The sequence below is a fragment of the Gimesia maris genome (assembly GCF_008298035.1).
In the GTDB taxonomy this organism is placed as follows: domain Bacteria; phylum Planctomycetota; class Planctomycetia; order Planctomycetales; family Planctomycetaceae; genus Gimesia; species Gimesia maris.
In genome coordinates this window covers 5,843,158-5,862,249 of the sequence record NZ_CP042910.1, presented here as the reverse complement: position 1 = coordinate 5,862,249, position 19,092 = coordinate 5,843,158, and the positions used below count along the sequence as shown (strand labels likewise).

Sequence of the window (19,092 nt, the reverse complement as noted above, 5' to 3'; positions counted from 1 at the left end):
TCAAAGTGATAAAAGTGATATCAAAATGATGATTGTCTGCAGGCAGTGTTCGGCAGATTGCTGCAATGAATCCGCGGGTAGGAGAAACCCGGGATCAGCCATTGGTTCGAATAGTCATGGCTTTAATAGGCGCCAGTAGACGACTGAAGTCACGCACACGATCCATGGTTACGGAGATTTCAGTCTGCAGTTTCTCAGTATGCGAACCATATCCCAGTCGCCTGGCAAGGAAGTCGAACTCTTCCTGGTCTTGAGGCGGGACTGTTAAATCCTTGGCATTCCCTCTGACCATGCGAAGTGCATCGATGAGTCTGCGGAGGAAGATGTAGGCATTTCGGAGTTTCACGTAATCATCAGGACTGATTAACCCCAGTTCTTTGAGTGAGTCAATCCCTTCCAGTGTATTCGTGGTTCGTAAACCCGGATTCCGATGACCATAAGTGATCTGCAGACTCTGGATCAGGTACTCACAATCAACAAGTCCTCCATCCCCCAGTTTGGCATTGATGGTTCCCCCCTTGACGAGTTGCTGAATCTGCTTCTCTCGCATGGCCAGCATGGCAGCGACGTCGAACGGTTTGCCGCTATAGATAATGGAATCTCTCATGCGGACTATCTGGTTTCCGAATTCTTCATCCGCGGCAATCGGGCGGAGTTTTACCAGGGCCTGTCTTTCGTAAGGCCAGGCTGCGCCCTCGTGAGAAAAGTAACTCTGGAATGCTTCGGCGGAAACAGCCAGGCTGCCTGCCTGACCATAAGGTCGCAGTCGAAGATCAATCTGGAAAATTCCCTCACTTCTGGTCTTGATCATCTTGCTGAATTTCTCAACCAGTTTCAGATAGTATTCGTTATTGGTGATGATTTCAGGGCCGGTGGTCTGGCCGGAACCTTCATAGATAAACATCAGCTCAATATCCGAGGCGAAACCCAGTTCACGACCGCCACATTTACCCAGCGCGCAGATGGAAATTCGACAGGGATCTTCCGTCTCCAGTCGAGGGACGCCATAGCGTTCCTGTAACTGCAGGTCACAGATTTCATAGGCACCCTGGACGACGACTTCGGCGACATCAGTCAGTTCATCTGAAAACTGTCCAAATTCCGAAATATGACCCAGGATGTGCCGCATATCAGTGCGTAACATGGCGCGGTCTTTGAACGCGTTCAGGCGTTCCTGCTGATCTTCCGCTGAAGTTGCCTCTGCCAGTTCCCGTGCGAGTTCTGCTTTTAGCTCTGCAAACGAAACGCGATTTTTTAACTCTTCCACATTTGCAACCACCGGGAAGAGATTCGAGTGCTGCAACCGCAGGAAGTCTTCCCAGAGAAAATCACTGACGCCCAGCAGACGGGCCAGGGCGCTGAGAACACTGGTGCGTTCAAGCGACGAAATTTCTTCAACCCAGTTTGGCTGTTTAAACAGATGTTCCAGGAATTCACGGAAATGCAGTAATGCAGATTCCGGATTGGGCGAGCGCGGCAGCAGGTGCGTAAAATGTTTGATGAGGACAATGGCAGCCCGCAATCCCTGTTGTTGCGCTTCGGCACTGATTTTTTCCCCTTTGTCATCAGTAACATAGAGGACATCACTGACCTTATTTCCTTCAGAATCAATGACCATTCTGGCGATATCGATGCCGCTCATGGAAAGCGCATTCGTCAGTTCATAAAGAAATCCAATCGTATCCTCGGATTGAATCCTTAAGATGGTGTAGCGTGCATCGGTATCGTTATCCAGTTCGATTTCCACCGGATACAACATCTGGCTGGCTTGAGGCAGATCGTGCAGCGCCCCCGCGACCCGCTTGGCAAGTTCTCCGACCGCCTCCTGAATTTTTCCGGTTTCAACTTTATTTAACAGTTCCGTCAGGTCTTTTTTATAGCTGATCCAGAATGACGGCTGAACGGCGGCATCAGATGCTTTGACATCGAGCACGATGACGAACTTGCGTTTACTTTTCGACTTTTCACTGAGTTTGGGAGAACGGCTTTGAGAGGAAGCAGCAGGATTGACTTTCTGATTCGTAAACAGGTGACCTTGCTGGATATCAAAGCCATAGACGAACAGCAGACCGCAGATCAGGGACAGATCGCCCGTCTGGTCGAAGCCCACCATGGTGAGACGCAACTGGTTTTCCGGAATTTTTTCTGTTTGAAGTTCTACGTTATTGGTTTCACTCAGCTTGCGGGCCATCTGGCTGTGTTTTTCGATTTCCGCTTCATTAAAGACTTTTGAGTAGGAAGCAGCCATCATGCCGATCGGATTGCTCTCCTGCTCCGACTGAGCCGTGTGCAGACCGGAGTCTGACTTAGGAGGATGGATATACTTTTTGAAGATGTTTCGTACCGCTTTACGATGTTGTTCGTAATATTGAACGAGCTGTTGACCTTCCTGGAAATCGAGTCTGCGCGCCAGATATGCCAGTTCCCGCTCATCGGTCGGCATATGATGTTCCTGGTTATAATGCATCAACTGCAGCGCATGTTCAATTTTACGGAAAAAGACATAACCACTGGTTAAGTGCCGATATTCATCTGCCTGAATCAGACCATGGTCCACCAGCCTGACCAGTCCATCAAGGGTATTGATACTTCGAATCGAAGGATGTTTGGCACCATTTGCCATCTGCAGATATTGTGTGGTAAATTCGACATCGCGGATGGATCCTTTTCCCGATTTGACTTCGCCCCAGTCTTTGCCTTTCTTTTTCAACTCCGCTTCAATTCGTTGTTTCATTTCCAGAACATTTTTACGCACTTCTTCCGGATCGCAGTTGAAAATCTGTGGCTCAATCCGCCGAAAGAAATTAATTCCCAGATTCTGGTTACCCGCGATCACACGCGCTTTGAGCATCGCCTGCTTTTCCCACAGGCGACCATGCCTGGCAAAATAATCGACATAGGCATCGACGGTTGTGACCAATGCTCCCGATCGTCCCCAGGGGCGCAGGCGCATGTCAACACGATATAAAAAACCTTCTGATGTGGATTCCATCAGAGACTTGATCAGCCGCTGACCGAGTTGCCAGTACTGTGTAGAGTTGTCGCCTGCGATAAAGACAAGGTCGATATCCGAGCTGTAGTTTAACTCTTCCCCTCCCAGCTTCCCGAACGCCAGTACTGCAAAGTCATCGAGCGGGAGGTTCAATTCTTCCGAGAGTATCGTCAGACAGGTCTGGACCAGTCCGTCTGCCAGTAGTGAAAGCTGAACGGTAATGTTTTTCAGGTCCATCAGGCCAAAAGTGTCACAGGCACCGATGCGCAGGAGTTCCCAGCGTTGAAAGCGACGCAGTATATCAAATATTTCTGCGGTCGACTTCGCTTCCTGCCGCGCTGCTGCCATTGCTTCTGAATAAAACTGCTGCTGACTTTTGAATTCGGCAATCCGGTTATAACGGGTCAGTCGTTCCAGGTAGTCCGGGTTTTTCAGCAGGATTTCTGTGAGAAACTGGCTGCCTACAAACAGTCTGACCAGAATTTCCACAGCGCGGGGGTTATGCGTGAGAAAATTCAACATGATCTCTGGTTCAGAGACACTGTTGATAAAGCGTTCAAAATTGATCAGTGATCCATCGGGAGTGGCTGCATCCGTCAAGGCCTGCAAGAGTGTGGGCAGGATCAGAGTCAGTTCTTTGCGGATACCGTCAGAAGTACACATCTCGCGAACACGGGTTAATGCGCGTTCCTGATCTGTAAATCCAATTCCAGCCAGAATCTGTTGTACTTCCGGATCTGAGGCTGGAACCTGCTGGTCCAGAAGCTTCGCTGCGTTGGAGTAGAGCACGGGTATATTCATAAAAACGGCAGAACCTGCAGAGTATCAGGTCCGGTGTTCGGATATGGATCAAATCACCGGTCAGAGGTTTGCGAGTCTGCGATTGCGGTGGATAACCTGCTGGATGTTGCCTGAGAAAGTCCAGCGTACAAAAATCATGTGAAGTGTCAGGCTGTATTATAAAGCCGATGCCGATTCAAAAGAAGGTTCTCCTCCTTTGAAATTACTCGAAATCAGTTGGTTCATCTGTTTTAACAGTTAATGATCCTGTTAATGCTGGGAATGTTGAATCCTGTTGCTTTTCTGATCTGTTTATTTTAATCTGAATCCATGTCGTATCTGGCTTAACTTGCAGAGCCATACCGGTTCTTACAGTGATTTCAATCAGAAGAAAATCAATGATCCATCTTGAATCCATCAGCCGTCGTCAGTTTCTCACACATCTGATTTCTACCGCAGGTTCCGCTGCACTGGCCGGGATTGCCTTTGCTGACAATGTAGAGTTCCCTCCGACACGCGTGATTACCAGAGGTCCGCGGCATCACTGGTTTGGATATTATGACAAGCTGCAGTTTGATCCTACCAGTCGCTATGTTCTGGGGATGGAAGTGGCGTTCGAACATCGTTCACCGAAGGCCGATGATGTAATTAAAGTCGGGATGGTTGATCTGCAGGATCAGGATCGCTGGATTGAACTGGGAGAATCTTCTGCCTGGAACTGGCAGCAGGGGTGTATGCTGCAATGGCTGCCTGGCTCCGATTCAAAGGTCATCTGGAATGATCGAGAGCAGGGGCAGTTTGTGAGCCGTATTCTGGATGTGAAAACAGGGAAAGGTCGAACTGTTCCTGCACCGGTTTATTCAGTGAGCCCGGATGGTAAAACTGCGATTACTCCTGATTTTCGCAGGATTCAGGATGTCCGTCCCGGTTATGGTTATCCCGGCTTTCCCGATCCCCAATTTGACGATCTGGCTCCCAAAGATTCCGGGATTTTCAAAGTGGACCTGGAAACCGGTAAGACAGATCTGATTCTGACTCTGGATCAAATTTCCCGCACTGGAACGATTCCCCGGCAACAGCAGGACATCAAACATTATTTTAATCATTTACTGTTCAGTCCGGATGGCTCCCGCTTTATCACACTGCATCGCTGGCAGTACCCGAACGGCAAACGACTTTCCAGGCTGGTGACGGCAAACCTGGATGGCAGCGATGTACGAGTGGTTGTGGATAATGGTTTTGTTTCTCACTTTATCTGGCGCGATCCCGATCATATTCTGACACAGTCCAAAGCGACTCCGGACAGCCCCTCCTGGGGTGATTTTCTGGTGAAAGATGAATCGCAGGGCAAGTTGCAGCAGGTCGGAAAGGGAGTGCTGGATAATGGAGGACATCTGAGCTACCTGCCGGGCAAGGAATGGATCCTGAATGATACGTATCCCAAAGGAAAAGAGCGGGTTCAGACACCGCACCTGTACCATGTAGCATCAGGAAAGCGAATTGATCTGGGACATTTTCATTCCCCCGCCGTCTATACTGGTGAATGGCGAGTGGATACCCATCCTCGTTTCAGCCCCAATGCAAAGTACGTCTGTATTGACAGTCCGCACAAAAATGAAGGGCGACAACTGCATTTGATCGATATCTCAGGCATCATCGGGCAATCCTGAGACTCGCAGCATAGCCAGGAGAAAGTTTATTGCGGCTTTTCTCTGGTCTCGGGATCCGCTGCTTTTGCAGGCAGGGCTTCCTGCGAGATCGCGAGTTGATAGAATTTATTTCTCGTCAATGCACGCTCCAGTGCACCGGTATCAACGGGGCTTCGGTTTGAGAAGGAAATTTCTTTCTTGTGCGGATTAAACTGGATCGATTTCTGATCAACCCACACAAATCCTTTCAGACTGCGCTGCACTGATTCTTTCGCATTGTCACCGCCGTAGACACCATACTGAATGACATATCTCTGAGCCGTCTTCCCCTGGGAGGCTGTTGATCCCAGATCAATCATCTTAGAGGGATTCGTTGAAGAGCCGTAATTTTCATATTTCGAAATATTTTCGGGAGTAAGGCGGGTTGGTGTTGGGCTGACAGAAACACCCGCACCCGAGAGAAGATTATCTATCTGGTATTTGACGTTTTCATCATCAGTGACTTTAACAAAAACCCATTTCTCTTCGAGGTTGATTTTAAGTGATCCGGGAACATATTTATCCAGTTGTTTCAATTTGATCTCCGCGATCCGCATAAAGTTGTCACGGTCAAAGTTCAAACCTTTGAGGAAAATGATCTTAAATAACAGTCCCTGGTTGCTGTCCGGCCCAGTGGGGGTGTTGCTCACACCTTCGATGACAGGCGGATAGGGATCCAGTGTGACGGCATTGCCTGTGTTATCTTCTGCCAGAAGCTGCGCCATATTGTCAGGCAGATTGCCGAAAAACTTAAAACTGAGTAGCTGATTCTGCAGATCAAGACGCACGGAACCTTTGATATAACCACTGACGATCTTTGTTAAGCCATATTCCACCTTATCTTCAATTGACCTGGTCCAGAACGTCGGATTGTTTTTCATGGCTGTGGTGTAAAATTCATTATATCCCGCTACTTTAAAGATGGCCCTTTGCTGCGGGGTATTGGGATCAGGTTTGTCTTTGAATGCACTGTTCTGAAACTGCATTCTCATTTTTTCCATCCTCGCGCGAGACGCAGCTGCCTGCTCTCGCATTTTCTTATTCATCTCCACCCTGGAATCAGTCAACGCCTTCGGAGTTGCAACGGGGGTTGAATCAGGAGTCGACTGAGGCTGGGGATCTTGATCTCCATTAATTTTTCTTTGAATCCACTGAATTCCCTTTGGAATTCCCTGGTCAATCATCGTCTGATAATGGTCGAAACCATTACTGGTAATGAAGTTGACATCGACCCCCTGTTTTTGTAATTGCGCAGAAAACTTTGCTGTATTTGGGTGAGAAGTGACCTGATCTCCGATGGAGTGAAATAAGAACACAGGGCAATTAATCTTTTCCGTATAGGTGATGGGAGCCGAGACTCGTATAAACTCTTCCACATCGGGAATGATACTTTTGAAGATGGGGAGGTTTTCTTTGAAGAACGCCCTGGGATCAACGGCGGGAGCGTAAGCCAGGCAACCTTTCAGTTTCAAGGAATCATCCTGAAATGCATCGGAAAAGTATTCTGCGAAAAGTAAGGAGAGCGTACCAGCGGAACTGTGTCCGGCGATAAAAATGTTATCGCGGTCAATGCCCGGAACGGTTTCTATCAACTGCTGAAACGCGTTCACACAATTGACGACTCCCGCATGGCTCTTACGGAACTTCATATGTGCTGCAGCAAACTGATCGTTGGTTGTGGTTTCGATTTCACCAATGGGGCCATCAATAGAAAACGTAATGACAGCAAAGCCTGCTTTGATATAGGGTTCATGTTCAGCATCAAGCGAAATGTCATTCAGGTCAATATCCATCCCCGTGAGTAGAGTCGCACCTGCCGGAGGAACCAGAACGCAGGGAACCTGAGTGTTCTCCGGCATATCAGGGGGGAGATAGACCTTGAATTTCTGGGTACTCCCCGTCACAGTTTGATCACCAGAGCAGACGAGGTCATATACTTTTGCTGTTGATGCCGTTTGGCGTTCCTGGAAAACATGAGCGCCTTGCACTCCCGGTTCAGGCCAGTCTGATTCAAGAGGCGCAACGGGAACGACATTCAGTTTATTCGCTTTTTTTAAATCCTCTCCGCCTGCCAGCCTGTTTGGATTGCCGTTCTGAGGAAACAGGTGATTCACCAGAATATAGGCAAAAAAGAGAAACAGGAGGCATCCGGCAACGGCAATTAAGGGAGCATATTGGTTCGATCGTGTCGGAGCAGGTCTGGACCGTTTCGATTTCGCAGTTGATTTGGCTCCCCGTTTTTTCTTCGGGGTAGAAATTTTATCCGAGGGGCCTTTACTGAGATCTTCCTCCCAGTCATCAAATTCGTCATCCCCCAGACTGTAAGATGATTCGCTCTCGTCGCCGAAGAATTCCTCTGCGAACGTCGATGGCTTCGATTTCTTACTGCTGGAACTCGACTTGATGGAGGCCGGTCTGGGGATGACAAAGGGGGTTTCGCATTTGGGGCATTTTACTTTTTTCCCAAATGCGGATTTGTTTTTTATTTTAAAAGAGGTCTCACAGTGAGGGCAATGAATTGAGAGCGGGTCTACCATGAAAGCATCTCTGGAGTAGTGAATTGAATATAAGAAAAATAAACAGGCGCAAGCTGTTTAATTCAAATATTCTATTGTTTGTCCGTACACGATGCAATTTGTATCTGCTCATTTCCTCGAATGCAGTGAGATCCTCACAGAATACTATTGGTTCCGTTCTGGTACGCGTTCCACAAGAATCGAGCGGAGTTCGTGCACTTCCCGTTTCAATTCATGAACCTCGTTTCGCAGTTGCTGCAGCGAGTCCTGTACTGCGCCGTGGGGACCATGCTCGGAAGGGTGTCTGTGTTCGAGGAGTTGCTGCAGACGTTGTTGTCGCTCTTCTGCTTCGCGGTGTACCCGATGTGCCAGTTCAGGCAGGCCAGCATCCTGCAGGTGTTCCGCTGCAACATGCATTTTTTGAATCCGGTGTCGCTGTTCATCCATGTGGCGCTCATGTTCTCGATGGTCTGGATGATGTGGTTCCCCGGTACGCCCTGCAGGTGCCCGGCGTCGTGGTTGATCTTTTTCGCGGTCTGAGTGTTTGCGATGTTTTTCACGCGCGACTTCTGATTCCAGGTATCGGTCAATTTTTCTCTCAAGAGATTCTTCAGCCACCTGTGCAGGGGGTTGAGCTTTGACTTCTGTTTCAGAGGAAAAAGGATGCTGTTGATTCAGCAGGCTGGCAAGAACAAGCATGACGAGAATCGTAGTAAGCGTCGACTTCATGGTTCGCAGTTCCTGTGGCTTCGAGGGATGAAACGGGTAAGAGTGACATCAACTTCGCGATATCATACCCATTTGCGAACGGGGAGTCGAGATTTTCATTGAATCGGTGTGTCGCCAGTCTGCAGTGCAGATGCTGCCAGAGAGCTCATCGATATCAGGCAGAACGCTGTCTGACCTGTGCACTGAGCAGGCTCTGGTATTGCGGGCAGGAGTCGACAAGTACGTGATGCGGTCCCGTCGCCACGACTTTGCCGGAATCCATGACAACGATCCGGTTTGCAAATTCCAGCAGGCTTTGGCCTACGGAATGCGTGATGATAAAGACGGTTCGGCCCGGGGAAAACTCTTTCAATGCTTTATGGATCAGGATTTCACTCTGGGAATCGATGGCGGAAGTCGCTTCATCCAGAATCAGAATTGCCGGATCGCGGAGAATCGCCCGTGCCAGCGCTATTCTCTGCCGCTGACCGCCGGAGAGTTCGTGCCCTTTCTCTCCCACATTATAGTTCAGTCCCTCTGGCATCTGTTCAGCGAACTGCAATACATGAGATTTTCTGGCGACCGATTCAATTTCAAGCCTGGTGGCGTTGGGGCGACCATAGCGGATGTTTTCCAGAATCGAATCGTCAAACAGCATGGTTTCCTGGGAGACCACTCCGATATGATTTCGCAGATCTTTCAGGCGGATATCCCGGATATCGACTTCATTGATGAAGATATTCCCCTTATCGGGATCATAAAAACGGGGCAGCAGATTGACGAGTGTGGATTTACCGGAACCGTTTTCGCCAACAACAAGTACAACTTCACCGGCATTGATTTCCAGATTGACTCCATCCAGAATCGGATCGTTATTTCGTGTCGATTCTTTCCGTTGTGCGTAGGTAAAATCAATTTTGTTGAATTTGACAGTCTGCACTTCGGTAGGGAAGCGTTCGGGGTCATCCGTTTCTTTCACCATGGATTCACGGTCGATGATCTGAAAAATCCGTTCCAGGGCAGCGCCGGTTTTTTTCAGTTTTGAATAGACAGAAGACATTTTTCGCGCGGGATCAGAAATCCCGGCCAGTAAAGCGTACATCATTGAGAGGGTCGCAATATCCATGGGGGCTGCTGAGAGCTGGATTCCCCAGATTTCTGTTTTTTGACGCAGGACCAGGTAGGAACCGGGAATCAGGGCGATAAAAATGGCCATCAATCCCAGCATTTCGGTGGTCGGGCTCGTCAGCGAATCGATACGGAGAATCCTCAGTGCTTTCCTGAAGAACTCTTTATTCTCATGATGGAAGCGGTTACGGTGTTTGCGTGCGCCGTTGAAAGCAATAATGACCTTCGAGCTTTCGAAGGACTCTTCGAGTGTTTTGTAGATGCGTGACATGCTTTCCATCATTTTCTGACTGGCATGTTTCAGGGTTTTTCCGATTTTGTAAAATACGATCGCAATCAGAGGGGCGAACACGAAAGAAAGCAGAGTCAGTCTCCAGTTAACCATGAACGCAAAGACAATGCAGGCGAGTGCCTTGAGCGGTTCACGGATAATTTTACCGCCCATCAGTGTTAAACCTTGAGAAAGCTGTTGCATGTCAAACGTGAAGCGTGACATCAGCGACGCCGTTCCCTCATCAGAGATACTCTGGTAATCCAGATCGAGAACCTTGCGAAAGCATTCTTTGCGGATTGCCATCGTCACCAGTTCCACGACGCCCCCGACCATCACATCCTGCGTGAATATACAGATGCCTTTAATGAAAGTTGTAATGAGCAGCAGGCCCAGGATGACTACAAATGTGTCAAACGGATCTTCCGGGATACGACTGATAATCGTGGACTGGATCCACTTCAGTACCAGCAGTTTCTGCGAAGCTGTATTGAGTTTGGTCTGCTGGCGGGTATGCTCGCTGAGCAAATCGACGGGGGCCGCTGCCAGATCCGTTTGTGTGAGCGTGGAATCAGGATTACTCTCTGTGGGATTTTGAGATTGAATCGATCTGGAGAGATCCTTCACGACTTTTGATTTGTCCTGAATGATTGCTTCCGTCTCACTGATCTGTTCCTGGACGTAACCACCCAGGGTTTTCCCTTCCAGCAGGACCTTGACCACCAGGAATGTGGCAGAGAGATTCGCTCCCCAGAGGATCGCTACCATGATTGCAAAAAAGAAGGAAACGACCAGTCTTTTACGGTAAGGCCAGACATATTTAATTAATCGCGTAAAACTGTTCACAGGATTCACTCTGGTGCTTTAGTTTAGGATGTTTTGTCTTAAGTGTTTACTTAGAAGCAATTTATGTGCTTTTGTCAGACGCCGGTATCAGTCAGGAAAGGAGTCCCGGACCAGGGGCTGCCCGATGAAATCCGTGAATTAAACTAGGAATTGCAAATCAGGTCCAGACGAGATTTTAAGTTCTGTAGATCTGGACAATATGCCAGAAGTTTCCAGCAGCAGAATCGGGCTGGGATTGTGGAGAGAATTGCGAACTAATTGCAGTTCTGACGTGTCGTGGGTAGGGGCATTTGTGTGAAAATTGTGATATGCTGCCAGCCGGCGGTCTGCGTTTTTCCTTCTCTGCTATTACAATTCCGGCGATTGTATTCTGCGCTCTAATTATCCTGAATCGGATTCTATTTGAGCGCAGCGCATTTAACCATAGCGTCTCTCATTCTAATATACTCGGTTCAAATGACCCTGGAGACGCTACAGTAAAACTGGACACAGTCTAGATGGACTCATCGTCCCTTGAAAATCAGAATAGTCTTGTACGACCAGGAAGCTTACGCGAACTGGCGAACGTGGCAATACCCCTGGTGCTCAGTTGCGGTTCGCTTTCCATTATGCACGTAGTAGACCGTATCTTCCTGTCCTGGTGGTCAACAGATGCCGTTGCTGCTGCTTTACCCGCCGGGATGATTCAATGGGCCATAATGTCGATTGCGATGGGTATGGCGACGTATGTGAATACGTTTGTGGCGCAGTACGAAGGTGCCGGTCAGAAGCAGTACGTTTCAGAATCGGTCTGGCAGGGATTTTACCTGGCGTTGATCTGGGGAGGTATCCTGTTGCTGGGCATCCCGCTCTCCAGTACTTTTTTTCACTGGATTGGTCACGCTAATGAAATCCAGGTTCTGGAAGTAGATTATTTTTCGATTCTCTGTCTGGGCTCAGGTCCCTCATTAATCTCGACAGTACTCTCGTGCTTCTATACCGGTCGCAGCAAGACCATGGTCGTGATGTGGGTAAATCTGGCGGGGGTAATCGTCAATATGATTCTGGATTACCTGCTGATCTTTGGGGCAGGACCAATTCCTGCTATGGGGATCAAAGGAGCCGCGATTGCAACGGTACTGGCCAATGTAGCGACAATGGGTTTTTATGCTGCGATCATCTTTGCCCGGCATGAAGCCCGCGAGTATGGCTTACTCAATCACTACCACTGGAATCAAAGTCTGCTCATGCGATTGATCCGTTATGGGTTTCCCAATGGAATGCTGTATTTCGTTGACATAGTCGGCTTCACCCTGTTTGTGGTCCTGGTCGGACGCATCGGAAAAATTGAACTGGCTGCCACGACGATTGCCTTTAATCTGAACTCACTGGCTTTTGTGCCCATGATGGGAGTCGGCACGGCGGTGATGACGCTGGTCGGTAAACGCATTGGAGAGGGACGGCCTCAACTGGCAGTCAAAACAACCTGGAAAGCCTTTATCGTCTCGGCTTTATATATGGCTGTTTTTGCAGTGATTTATGTGGGATTACCCGAACTGTTACTCAGTCCCTATCAACCGGAAGTCATGACGGAAGAGTTTCAGCAGGTGAAACAGATGACCGTCATCCTGCTGCGATTTGCTGCATTATTTTCATTTTTTGACGCATTGGCAGTGATCTTCGGATCGGCGATTCGCGGAGCCGGCGATACCCGGTTCTGCATGATCTATTCACTGATTACAGGCTGGGCCATCATGGTCATACCGACATTTCTGATCTGGAAGTATGCGGATGAAAAAATCTTTGGCAGCTGGACTGCCTGTACGGCGTATATCGGCGTGTTGGGATTCGGGTATCTGATTCGCTTCCAGGCAGGGCACTGGAAAAAAATGAGGGTCATTGAAGATCATTTTTCGACTGTTGAGGTCGAAGAGCACGAACAACCCATTCAGGAAGCATTGTCCTGATTCAGCGGCGGAGATTCCAGTTCTCCGTCGCATATTTTTCCTGTACCAACTGCTGCACACGTTCGCAGGGCAGTACGGGTTCAGGCTCTGATGCCTGCCAGGTTTCGATCAGCGCGTCTCTGAGTTGAGTAGGATTGATCTCATAATTGGTGACAAACTCCAGATGGTCACGATGGGATCGATAGTCAGGCTCCCGTTCGGGACTGGTCAGATACCGGGGAATGCGTTCCAGGTCGAAGTCGTAGAGAATCGTACCATGATGCAGGAGCGTGGTGGTTAACCACCGTTGAGAGTTCCCGGAAAATTTGTGTCCCTCAACGGTCAGATCGCTGATGCCACGCACTTCAACAGACCGTTCCGGTTTGAGTTGATTGAGAGTCCCGGAGATACGTCTCAATATTTCCCGCGTGGTCGCTTCGATGCCTGCCAGGTGCTGCTCGGCAGTGATGCGCAGAAACAACGAATAGATAAAACAGCCCGGGCCCAGCAATACGGTTCCGCCACCAGTACAACGACGGAGTACGGGAATCTGATCCTGCAGGCAGGCCGCCTGGTTCACATTTTCAGCAACCTGGTTCGAACTGCCCAGAACAACCGCGTATTGATCCACTTCCCAGATTCTCAGGCAGCCCAGAGAGTCCTGCTGATTAATCTGATACAACAGGCTCTCGTCGAGTGCCAGATTTTCAGCAGGAGTCGAGAGTGTCGTGTCGGAAAAATGACAGCGAATATCAGACATCTCAGAAGTTGAGGGCCCGTTTATCGACCGCCAGTGCTGCTTCTTTAACCGCTTCTGCCAGCGTCGGATGGGCATGGCAGCAGCGGGCGATATCTTCGCTGCTGGCACCAAATTCCATGGCGACGGCACATTCGGCGATCAGGTCTCCCGCGCGCGGTCCGAGGATGTGAACACCTAACACACGATCTGTCTGCTTGTCCGCCAGCATCTTGACTTTGCCTTCTGTCTGCCCCATCGCACGGGCGCGTCCGTTGGCGATAAAGGGAAAGACCCCTTTACGGTACTCGATGCCTTCCTCTTTCAGTTGTTCTTCTGTTTTTCCGACGGCGGCGATTTCCGGATTGGTATAGGCAACACTGGGAATCGCATCGTAATTAACGTGTCCATAACCTGTCACCAGGCGTTCGGAAAATGCGACTCCTTCGTCTTCCGCTTTATGTGCCAGCATGGCGCCGCCGATAACATCGCCTATGGCGAAGATGCCTTTGACGGCGGTTTCGTAATGGGCGTCGACCGGGATAAACCCTCGTTTATCCAAGGCGATCCCGATTTCTTCCAGACCCAGGTTGTCCGTATTGGGACGTCGCCCCACTGCGACGAGAACCCGGTCGCAACGGATAGACTTGGCGTCGGCAATTTCAACATCACAGGTCTTTTTGTTGGCTTTCACTCCGGTCACCCGGCAGCCCAGCTGGAATTCAATCCCCTGTTTTTCGAAGATCTTCTGTGCCTCTTTGGCGATTTCCAGGTCCGTGGTAGGCAGGATGCGATCCAGGTATTCCAGCACGGTGACTTTCGCTCCCAGGCGGCTCCAGACGGCCCCGAGTTCCAGGCCGATTACACCGCCGCCAATCACGACGAGATGTTTGGGAACCTGTTCGTAGGAAAGCGCTTCTGTACTTGTACCGACACGATCGCCGTCGAGTTCGATTCCTGGCAAGGTGGAAGGTTCACTGCCGGTGGCAATCAGAATGTATTTGGCTTCCAGCTCGGTTGTTTCGTCACCATTATTCACAGAGACTTTTCCGGGAGCGGTGATCGTGGCGTGACCGGAATAGCGGGTGATTTTGTTTTTCTTGAACAGCGAGTCGATGCCGCCGCCCATGGTTTTGACGGTTCGGTTTTTCTGACTCAACATCTTTTCGAGGTCGAGCGACAGCGAGCCGACGTTGATGCCGCGATCTTTGAAAGTGTGTTCTGCTTCTTTATACAGCTCACTCGATTCGAGCAGCGCTTTACTGGGGATGCAGCCGACTCGCAGACAGGTGCCACCGAGCATGCGTTCTTTTTCGATACAGGCGACATTCAAGCCCAGTTGAGCAGCACGGATTGCTGCAATATAACCACCGGGACCAGCACCGATAATAACCAGATCGTGGTTCATTTTCTCATTTTCCTGCAGTGGCAGGAAACCTTTCCAAACCTCTTAAGATGTGCGTTTGATTCTCAGACTTCCATCAGCATGCGTGATGGTTCTTCCAGGACTTCTTTGACTCGTTTGAGGAAGACCACAGCTTCTCTGCCGTCTACGACACGGTGATCGTACGTCAAAGCGATATACATCATGGGACGAATCACGACCTGGCCATTAATGGCGACAGGACGTTCCTGAATTCCATGCATGCCGAGCACGCCACTTTGAGGCGGGTTCACAATCGGAGTGGAAAGCAATGATCCGTACACGCCACCATTGGTGATCGTGAAGGTGCCCCCCTGAAGTTCTTCGAGGCTGATTTTATTCGCTTTGGCACGTTGGCCGAAGTCGTTGATTTTGAGTTCGATGTCCGCAAAACTGAGTCGCTCTGCATTTCGCAGAATGGGAACGACCAGGCCTTTTCCGCCGCCGACAGCAATCCCGATGTCATAGTAGTTGCGGAAGACCAGATCGGTGCCGCGAATTTCGGCATTGATTTGTGGATACTGGTTCAAGCCATCCACGACGGCTTTGACGAAAAATGACATGAAACCCAGTTTGACATCAAACTTCTTGAGAAACATGTCTTTGTATTTGGTCCGCAGTTCCATCACGGCCGACATGTCCACTTCGTTGAACGTTGTCAGCAGGGCTGCGTTGGACTGGGCTTCGACAAGTCGTTCCGCAATTTTTTTGCGGATGGGACTCATGGGAACAATTTCTTCTTCGCGATAGGCACCGTTGTCTGAACCGCTGGACGCCTGATAGTTGAGGGCGTCCTCTTTCAGGATGCGTCCTCCCGGACCTGTCCCTTTGACATCCGCCGGGCTCAATCCTTTTTCTGCCATCACACGAGCGGCTGCCGGCATGACGCGTTCGCCGGATCCGGTGGACGCGGATTGACTGGCAGCGGGAGCAGGCGCCGCTTCTGCTTTGGCCGGACTCTTTTCCGGGGCAGGCTCTTCAACTCCTGCGGGGCGTTCCGCTTCTTCCAGATAACCGATGACTTCACCAACGGCTGCCATCTCCCCGGTTTTTTTCAGTATTTCGATAATGATCCCATCCATCGGGGCGGGAACATCGAAGGTGGCTTTATCGGTTTCGAGCTCGACAATTTCACTGTCCTGAGCGACCCATTTACCTTCTGCAGCGTGCCAGGCTCCGATTTGGACTTCGGAGATGGATTCCCCCACCGAGGGGACTTTAATTTCAACAGACATCGGACACTATACTCCAACCGAGTCACGGGGAAAAAACGTATGTTTTCAGACTTATTTCAGATGATTTTCTTCAATTTGCGAACAGCAGTTTTGATTATGACTTCTTAAGAAAGCCAGCACAATTCCCGCGTACAGGGAAGATGATAATCAGGAAAAATTTTTGAACGGAATCGAGCGAAACAGACCACATCCTGTGGATTAGCCTGTTTCCACAAAAAAACGCTGGTCTTTTTATCGGCTTTTCAGCCAGACCAGCGTTTAGTTTATCCCGGTTCACTCATTATCGAACCAGATGGAACAAGTCGCATCAGTTGTATTGCCGGCATCATGAGGATTTACCAGGGAAACGGTGCCCTTTGGCTTTGGTGTCCACGCGATACAGCGAAGTGCGTGCGGTAATGAACAGACTCGCATTATCTTTTCCGCCAAATGTCACATTGGCCGGTTTTTCAGGGACTTCTATAATGCCCAGCAGTTTCCCTTCAGGAGAGAAGACCTGCAGTCCCAACCCCGAGGTAATATAGAGATTTCCCTTGGTATCGATCGTCAGACCATCGCCGCCTCTGCCCGGTTCGGGTGTCCCAGGTTCCTGCTTCAGGCTGCAGAAAACACGGCCTTTGCCGATTTTACCAGGAGAGGTTACAGGATAGGCCCACATTTCTTTCGACATACTCGGAATCACGTACAGTGTCTTTTCGTCGGGAGAAAGAATCACGCCATTCGGGGCTGCCAGATCGTCCACCAGGCGAGTCACTTCGCCATCCGCGGCGCGGTAATAGACGGCAACTTTACCCTGTGGCAGTGGTTCAGGGGCCCGGAAATGAGGATCTGTGAAGTAGATGCCTCCCGTCTGATCGATGACCAGATCGTTGGGGGCGTTGAATCGTTGTCCCTTGTATTGTGGTGCCAGCGGTGTGACTTTTTTGTCTTTCAGGTTGATACTGACCAGTCGTCCGTCCATTTCACAAGCCAGCAGCTTGTTCGCTCCGTCGAGCATCAGGCCATTACAGTGATTGGAGGGCTCCAGGAAGGTGGACAGTTTACCCTTTGTGTCGACCTGGTAGATTTTATTATCGGGGATATCCGTAAAATAGAGGTTTCCCTGCAGGTCAAACGCGGGACCTTCCGTAAATTTGAAATCAGTAAACAGTTTAACGGGCTTGCTGACGGGGCCTACGCCGGGGATTTCGGCCTGATCTTCCGCCTGTGTCATCGCAGCAGACAGGGAAAGCATCAGAGCCACTGCAGTCCAGTTCAGTATGTTTTTCATCGGGGACTCCTTGGAGTATGAGTTCAGCAAAAAGGGAACAGTGTTTATTCCTATTAGAGCCTGTCAGCAACACAAAATTCAACCATCTGACGAATCGGATTGCCGTATCAGTGGAAATCGATCCGTCCATGAGGGACACTTGGCAGAGAGAAATGCTGCGTGATAAAGTGCTTTTAGGCGTGGATAGGGAGCTTGATGAGAGGTGAAATGTCGATGGATGTCGTGAGGCTGTTAAAACAACTGATTGCCATTCCCAGCGTGAACCCGATGGGCCGCGCTGTGACCGGTGAGATCTATTTCGAAGGCAGACTGACCCAGTTCTTGTGTAGCTATTTTGCAGAACTGGGGGTCGAATATGAATCAATCGAAGTGGTTCCCGGAAGAAATAATGTCATAGCACGTACGACACCTAAACCCGGAGTGCCCACGATCCTCATGGATGTGCACCAGGATACGGTTCCCGTAGAAGGCATGATTGTTCCCCCTTTTGAAGGTACAGAAAAGGATGGGAAGATATACGGCCGCGGCGCCTGCGATGTGAAAGGCAGTATGGCGGCGATGCTGATGGCATTTACCCGCCTGGTCAAAGACAATCCCCCCGATGCCGCGAATGTGATTCTGTCCTGCACCTGTGATGAAGAAGCGACCGTCAAAGGCATCAATCACCTGGTGCAACTCTGGGAAAACCCGAGTGGCCTGAGCAAGATTCTGACTGAGCCTCCTGATCTGGGATTAGTAGCCGAGCCAACCATGCTGGATATCGTCGTGGCTCATCGGGGCGCGACCCGCTGGAAAATCAAGACCACAGGAAAAGCCTGCCACAGTTCTCAGCCCAATGATGGAGTGAATGCCATTTACAAGATGGCGGATGTCATCAAGGCACTGCAGACATACGCCGACGAACTTTCAAGCTGGGAGGCGCATCCGCTGTGCGGACCGCCGACCTTGAGTGTGGGTGTGATCGAAGGGGGCGAAAGTGTCAACATCGTGCCTGACTGGTGTACCATTGAAATTGACCGCCGCGTGATTCCCGGCGAAGACGGGATCGAAGTGATGAATCAGGTCGAAGAATACTTGGAACAGGCTCTGCCATTCGAATTCGAGATGCTGCCGCCGTGGATTACCGGCGTTTCCCTGTCCGATCACAATAATGGAGAGTGGAGCGACCGACTGTTGTCCGTGATTGACAAGCTGGAACCCGGTCACAAAAAAGTAGGTGTGCCTTATGGTACGCATGCCGCCCGCGTGAATCAGGGGGGCGTCCCCTCAATGGTCTTCGGCCCCGGTTCGATTGCCCAGGCGCATACGATCGATGAGTGGCTGGAAATTGATCAACTGCTGAAATCGGAAGAAGTCTACTACCAGTTCTGCGCCAACGCCGCCCGGGGTGTGTAACAGTTTGATTGAGCTTACTTCAATTGGCGCAGGTTGCGGGTCATGTGTCCGCATGCCTGGTGAGGTTCAATTGGTGCCCGCTTTCGATGGCAACAGGAGGTCGCGGTGCAGACTATGTGGAGAGTGCGTGTGCCTCAAACTCATTTAGTCAAACAATTGGGTTTCTCTGTTGTGAATTA

The 19,092-nt window shown here is 50.0% G+C and carries 12 protein-coding genes; 4 read left to right on the top strand and 8 right to left on the bottom strand.

Annotated elements, in window-relative coordinates; translation table 11 throughout:
- Nucleotides 1–94: 94 nt before the first annotated feature.
- Nucleotides 95–3,793: a [protein-PII] uridylyltransferase family protein gene (locus tag GmarT_RS21715; protein ID WP_149303221.1), complete on the bottom strand. Its 3,699-nt coding sequence runs from the start codon at nt 3,791–3,793 to the stop codon at nt 95–97.
- A 377-nt stretch (nt 3,794–4,170) separates the two neighbouring features.
- Here GmarT_RS21715 and GmarT_RS21710 point away from each other — a divergent pair, with 377 nt between their 5' ends.
- Nucleotides 4,171–5,442: a hypothetical protein gene (locus GmarT_RS21710; RefSeq protein WP_044237304.1), complete on the top strand. Its 1,272-nt coding sequence runs from the start codon at nt 4,171–4,173 to the stop codon at nt 5,440–5,442.
- Between the two features lie 26 nt (nt 5,443–5,468).
- On the opposite strand, the gene GmarT_RS21705 is transcribed toward GmarT_RS21710, so the two are convergent.
- The 3 genes from GmarT_RS21705 to GmarT_RS21695 all read right to left on the bottom strand — a co-directional run bounded on the left by GmarT_RS21705 (nt 5,469) and on the right by GmarT_RS21695 (nt 10,929).
- Nucleotides 5,469–7,997 (bottom strand): prolyl oligopeptidase family serine peptidase, encoded by a 2,529-nt coding sequence (locus GmarT_RS21705; protein ID WP_149303833.1) that lies wholly within the window; start codon nt 7,995–7,997, stop codon nt 5,469–5,471.
- Nucleotides 7,998–8,141: 144 nt separating this feature from the next.
- Nucleotides 8,142–8,705: a hypothetical protein gene (locus GmarT_RS21700; protein ID WP_149303219.1), complete on the bottom strand. Its 564-nt coding sequence runs from the start codon at nt 8,703–8,705 to the stop codon at nt 8,142–8,144.
- A 154-nt stretch (nt 8,706–8,859) separates the two neighbouring features.
- Nucleotides 8,860–10,929 (bottom strand): ABC transporter ATP-binding protein, encoded by a 2,070-nt coding sequence (locus tag GmarT_RS21695; protein ID WP_149303217.1) that lies wholly within the window; start codon nt 10,927–10,929, stop codon nt 8,860–8,862.
- A gap of 497 nt (nt 10,930–11,426) precedes the next feature.
- Between GmarT_RS21695 and GmarT_RS21690 the strand changes: the two genes are divergently transcribed.
- On the top strand, nt 11,427–12,875 hold the full coding sequence (locus GmarT_RS21690) for an MATE family efflux transporter (protein ID WP_044236103.1): 1,449 nt from the start codon (nt 11,427–11,429) through the stop codon (nt 12,873–12,875).
- A gap of 1 nt (nt 12,876) precedes the next feature.
- Here the strand turns inward: GmarT_RS21690 and GmarT_RS21685 are convergent, their stop codons facing one another.
- From GmarT_RS21685 to GmarT_RS21670, 4 genes are all read right to left on the bottom strand, one after another.
- Nucleotides 12,877–13,614 carry a lipoate--protein ligase family protein gene (locus tag GmarT_RS21685; protein ID WP_002643785.1) on the bottom strand — a complete coding sequence of 246 codons (738 nt, stop codon included), beginning with the start codon at nt 13,612–13,614 and terminating at the stop codon, nt 12,877–12,879.
- A 1-nt stretch (nt 13,615) separates the two neighbouring features.
- Nucleotides 13,616–14,998, bottom strand: a complete 1,383-nt coding sequence (gene lpdA / locus GmarT_RS21680) for a dihydrolipoyl dehydrogenase (RefSeq protein ID WP_002643786.1) — start codon at nt 14,996–14,998, stop codon at nt 13,616–13,618.
- Nucleotides 14,999–15,060: 62 nt separating this feature from the next.
- Entirely contained in the window at nt 15,061–16,248 is a 1,188-nt protein-coding gene (odhB, locus tag GmarT_RS21675; RefSeq protein ID WP_002643787.1) for a 2-oxoglutarate dehydrogenase complex dihydrolipoyllysine-residue succinyltransferase, read from the bottom strand.
- Nucleotides 16,249–16,573: 325 nt separating this feature from the next.
- Nucleotides 16,574–17,518 carry an SMP-30/gluconolactonase/LRE family protein gene (locus GmarT_RS21670; protein WP_002643788.1) on the bottom strand — a complete coding sequence of 315 codons (945 nt, stop codon included), beginning with the start codon at nt 17,516–17,518 and terminating at the stop codon, nt 16,574–16,576.
- 17 nt (nt 17,519–17,535) lie between these two features.
- Between GmarT_RS21670 and GmarT_RS30440 the strand changes: the two genes are divergently transcribed.
- Nucleotides 17,536–17,724 carry a hypothetical protein gene (locus GmarT_RS30440; RefSeq protein ID WP_002643789.1) on the top strand — a complete coding sequence of 63 codons (189 nt, stop codon included), beginning with the start codon at nt 17,536–17,538 and terminating at the stop codon, nt 17,722–17,724.
- On the top strand, nt 17,714–18,913 hold the full coding sequence (locus tag GmarT_RS21660; protein ID WP_002643790.1) for a M20 family metallopeptidase: 1,200 nt from the start codon (nt 17,714–17,716) through the stop codon (nt 18,911–18,913). The genes GmarT_RS30440 and GmarT_RS21660 overlap by 11 nt, the downstream gene beginning before the upstream one ends.
- Nucleotides 18,914–19,092 lie beyond the last annotated feature (179 nt).

What these genes read in the sequence shown, in the direction of transcription:
- GmarT_RS21710 (WP_044237304.1), top strand. Translation starts at nt 4,171, where the DNA reads ATGATCCATCTTGAATCCATCAGCCGTCGTCAGTTTCTCACACATCTG.
- odhB (WP_002643787.1), bottom strand. Translation starts at nt 16,248, where the DNA reads ATGTCTGTTGAAATTAAAGTCCCCTCGGTGGGGGAATCCATCTCCGAA.
- GmarT_RS21705 (WP_149303833.1), bottom strand. Translation starts at nt 7,997, where the DNA reads ATGGTAGACCCGCTCTCAATTCATTGCCCTCACTGTGAGACCTCTTTT.
- GmarT_RS21660 (WP_002643790.1), top strand. Translation starts at nt 17,714, where the DNA reads ATGAGAGGTGAAATGTCGATGGATGTCGTGAGGCTGTTAAAACAACTG.
- GmarT_RS21690 (WP_044236103.1), top strand. Translation starts at nt 11,427, where the DNA reads ATGGACTCATCGTCCCTTGAAAATCAGAATAGTCTTGTACGACCAGGA.
- GmarT_RS21685 (WP_002643785.1), bottom strand. Translation starts at nt 13,614, where the DNA reads ATGTCTGATATTCGCTGTCATTTTTCCGACACGACACTCTCGACTCCT.
- GmarT_RS30440 (WP_002643789.1), top strand. Translation starts at nt 17,536, where the DNA reads ATGAGTTCAGCAAAAAGGGAACAGTGTTTATTCCTATTAGAGCCTGTC.
- GmarT_RS21715 (WP_149303221.1), bottom strand. Translation starts at nt 3,793, where the DNA reads ATGAATATACCCGTGCTCTACTCCAACGCAGCGAAGCTTCTGGACCAG.
- lpdA (WP_002643786.1), bottom strand. Translation starts at nt 14,998, where the DNA reads ATGAACCACGATCTGGTTATTATCGGTGCTGGTCCCGGTGGTTATATT.
- GmarT_RS21700 (WP_149303219.1), bottom strand. Translation starts at nt 8,705, where the DNA reads ATGAAGTCGACGCTTACTACGATTCTCGTCATGCTTGTTCTTGCCAGC.
- GmarT_RS21670 (WP_002643788.1), bottom strand. Translation starts at nt 17,518, where the DNA reads ATGAAAAACATACTGAACTGGACTGCAGTGGCTCTGATGCTTTCCCTG.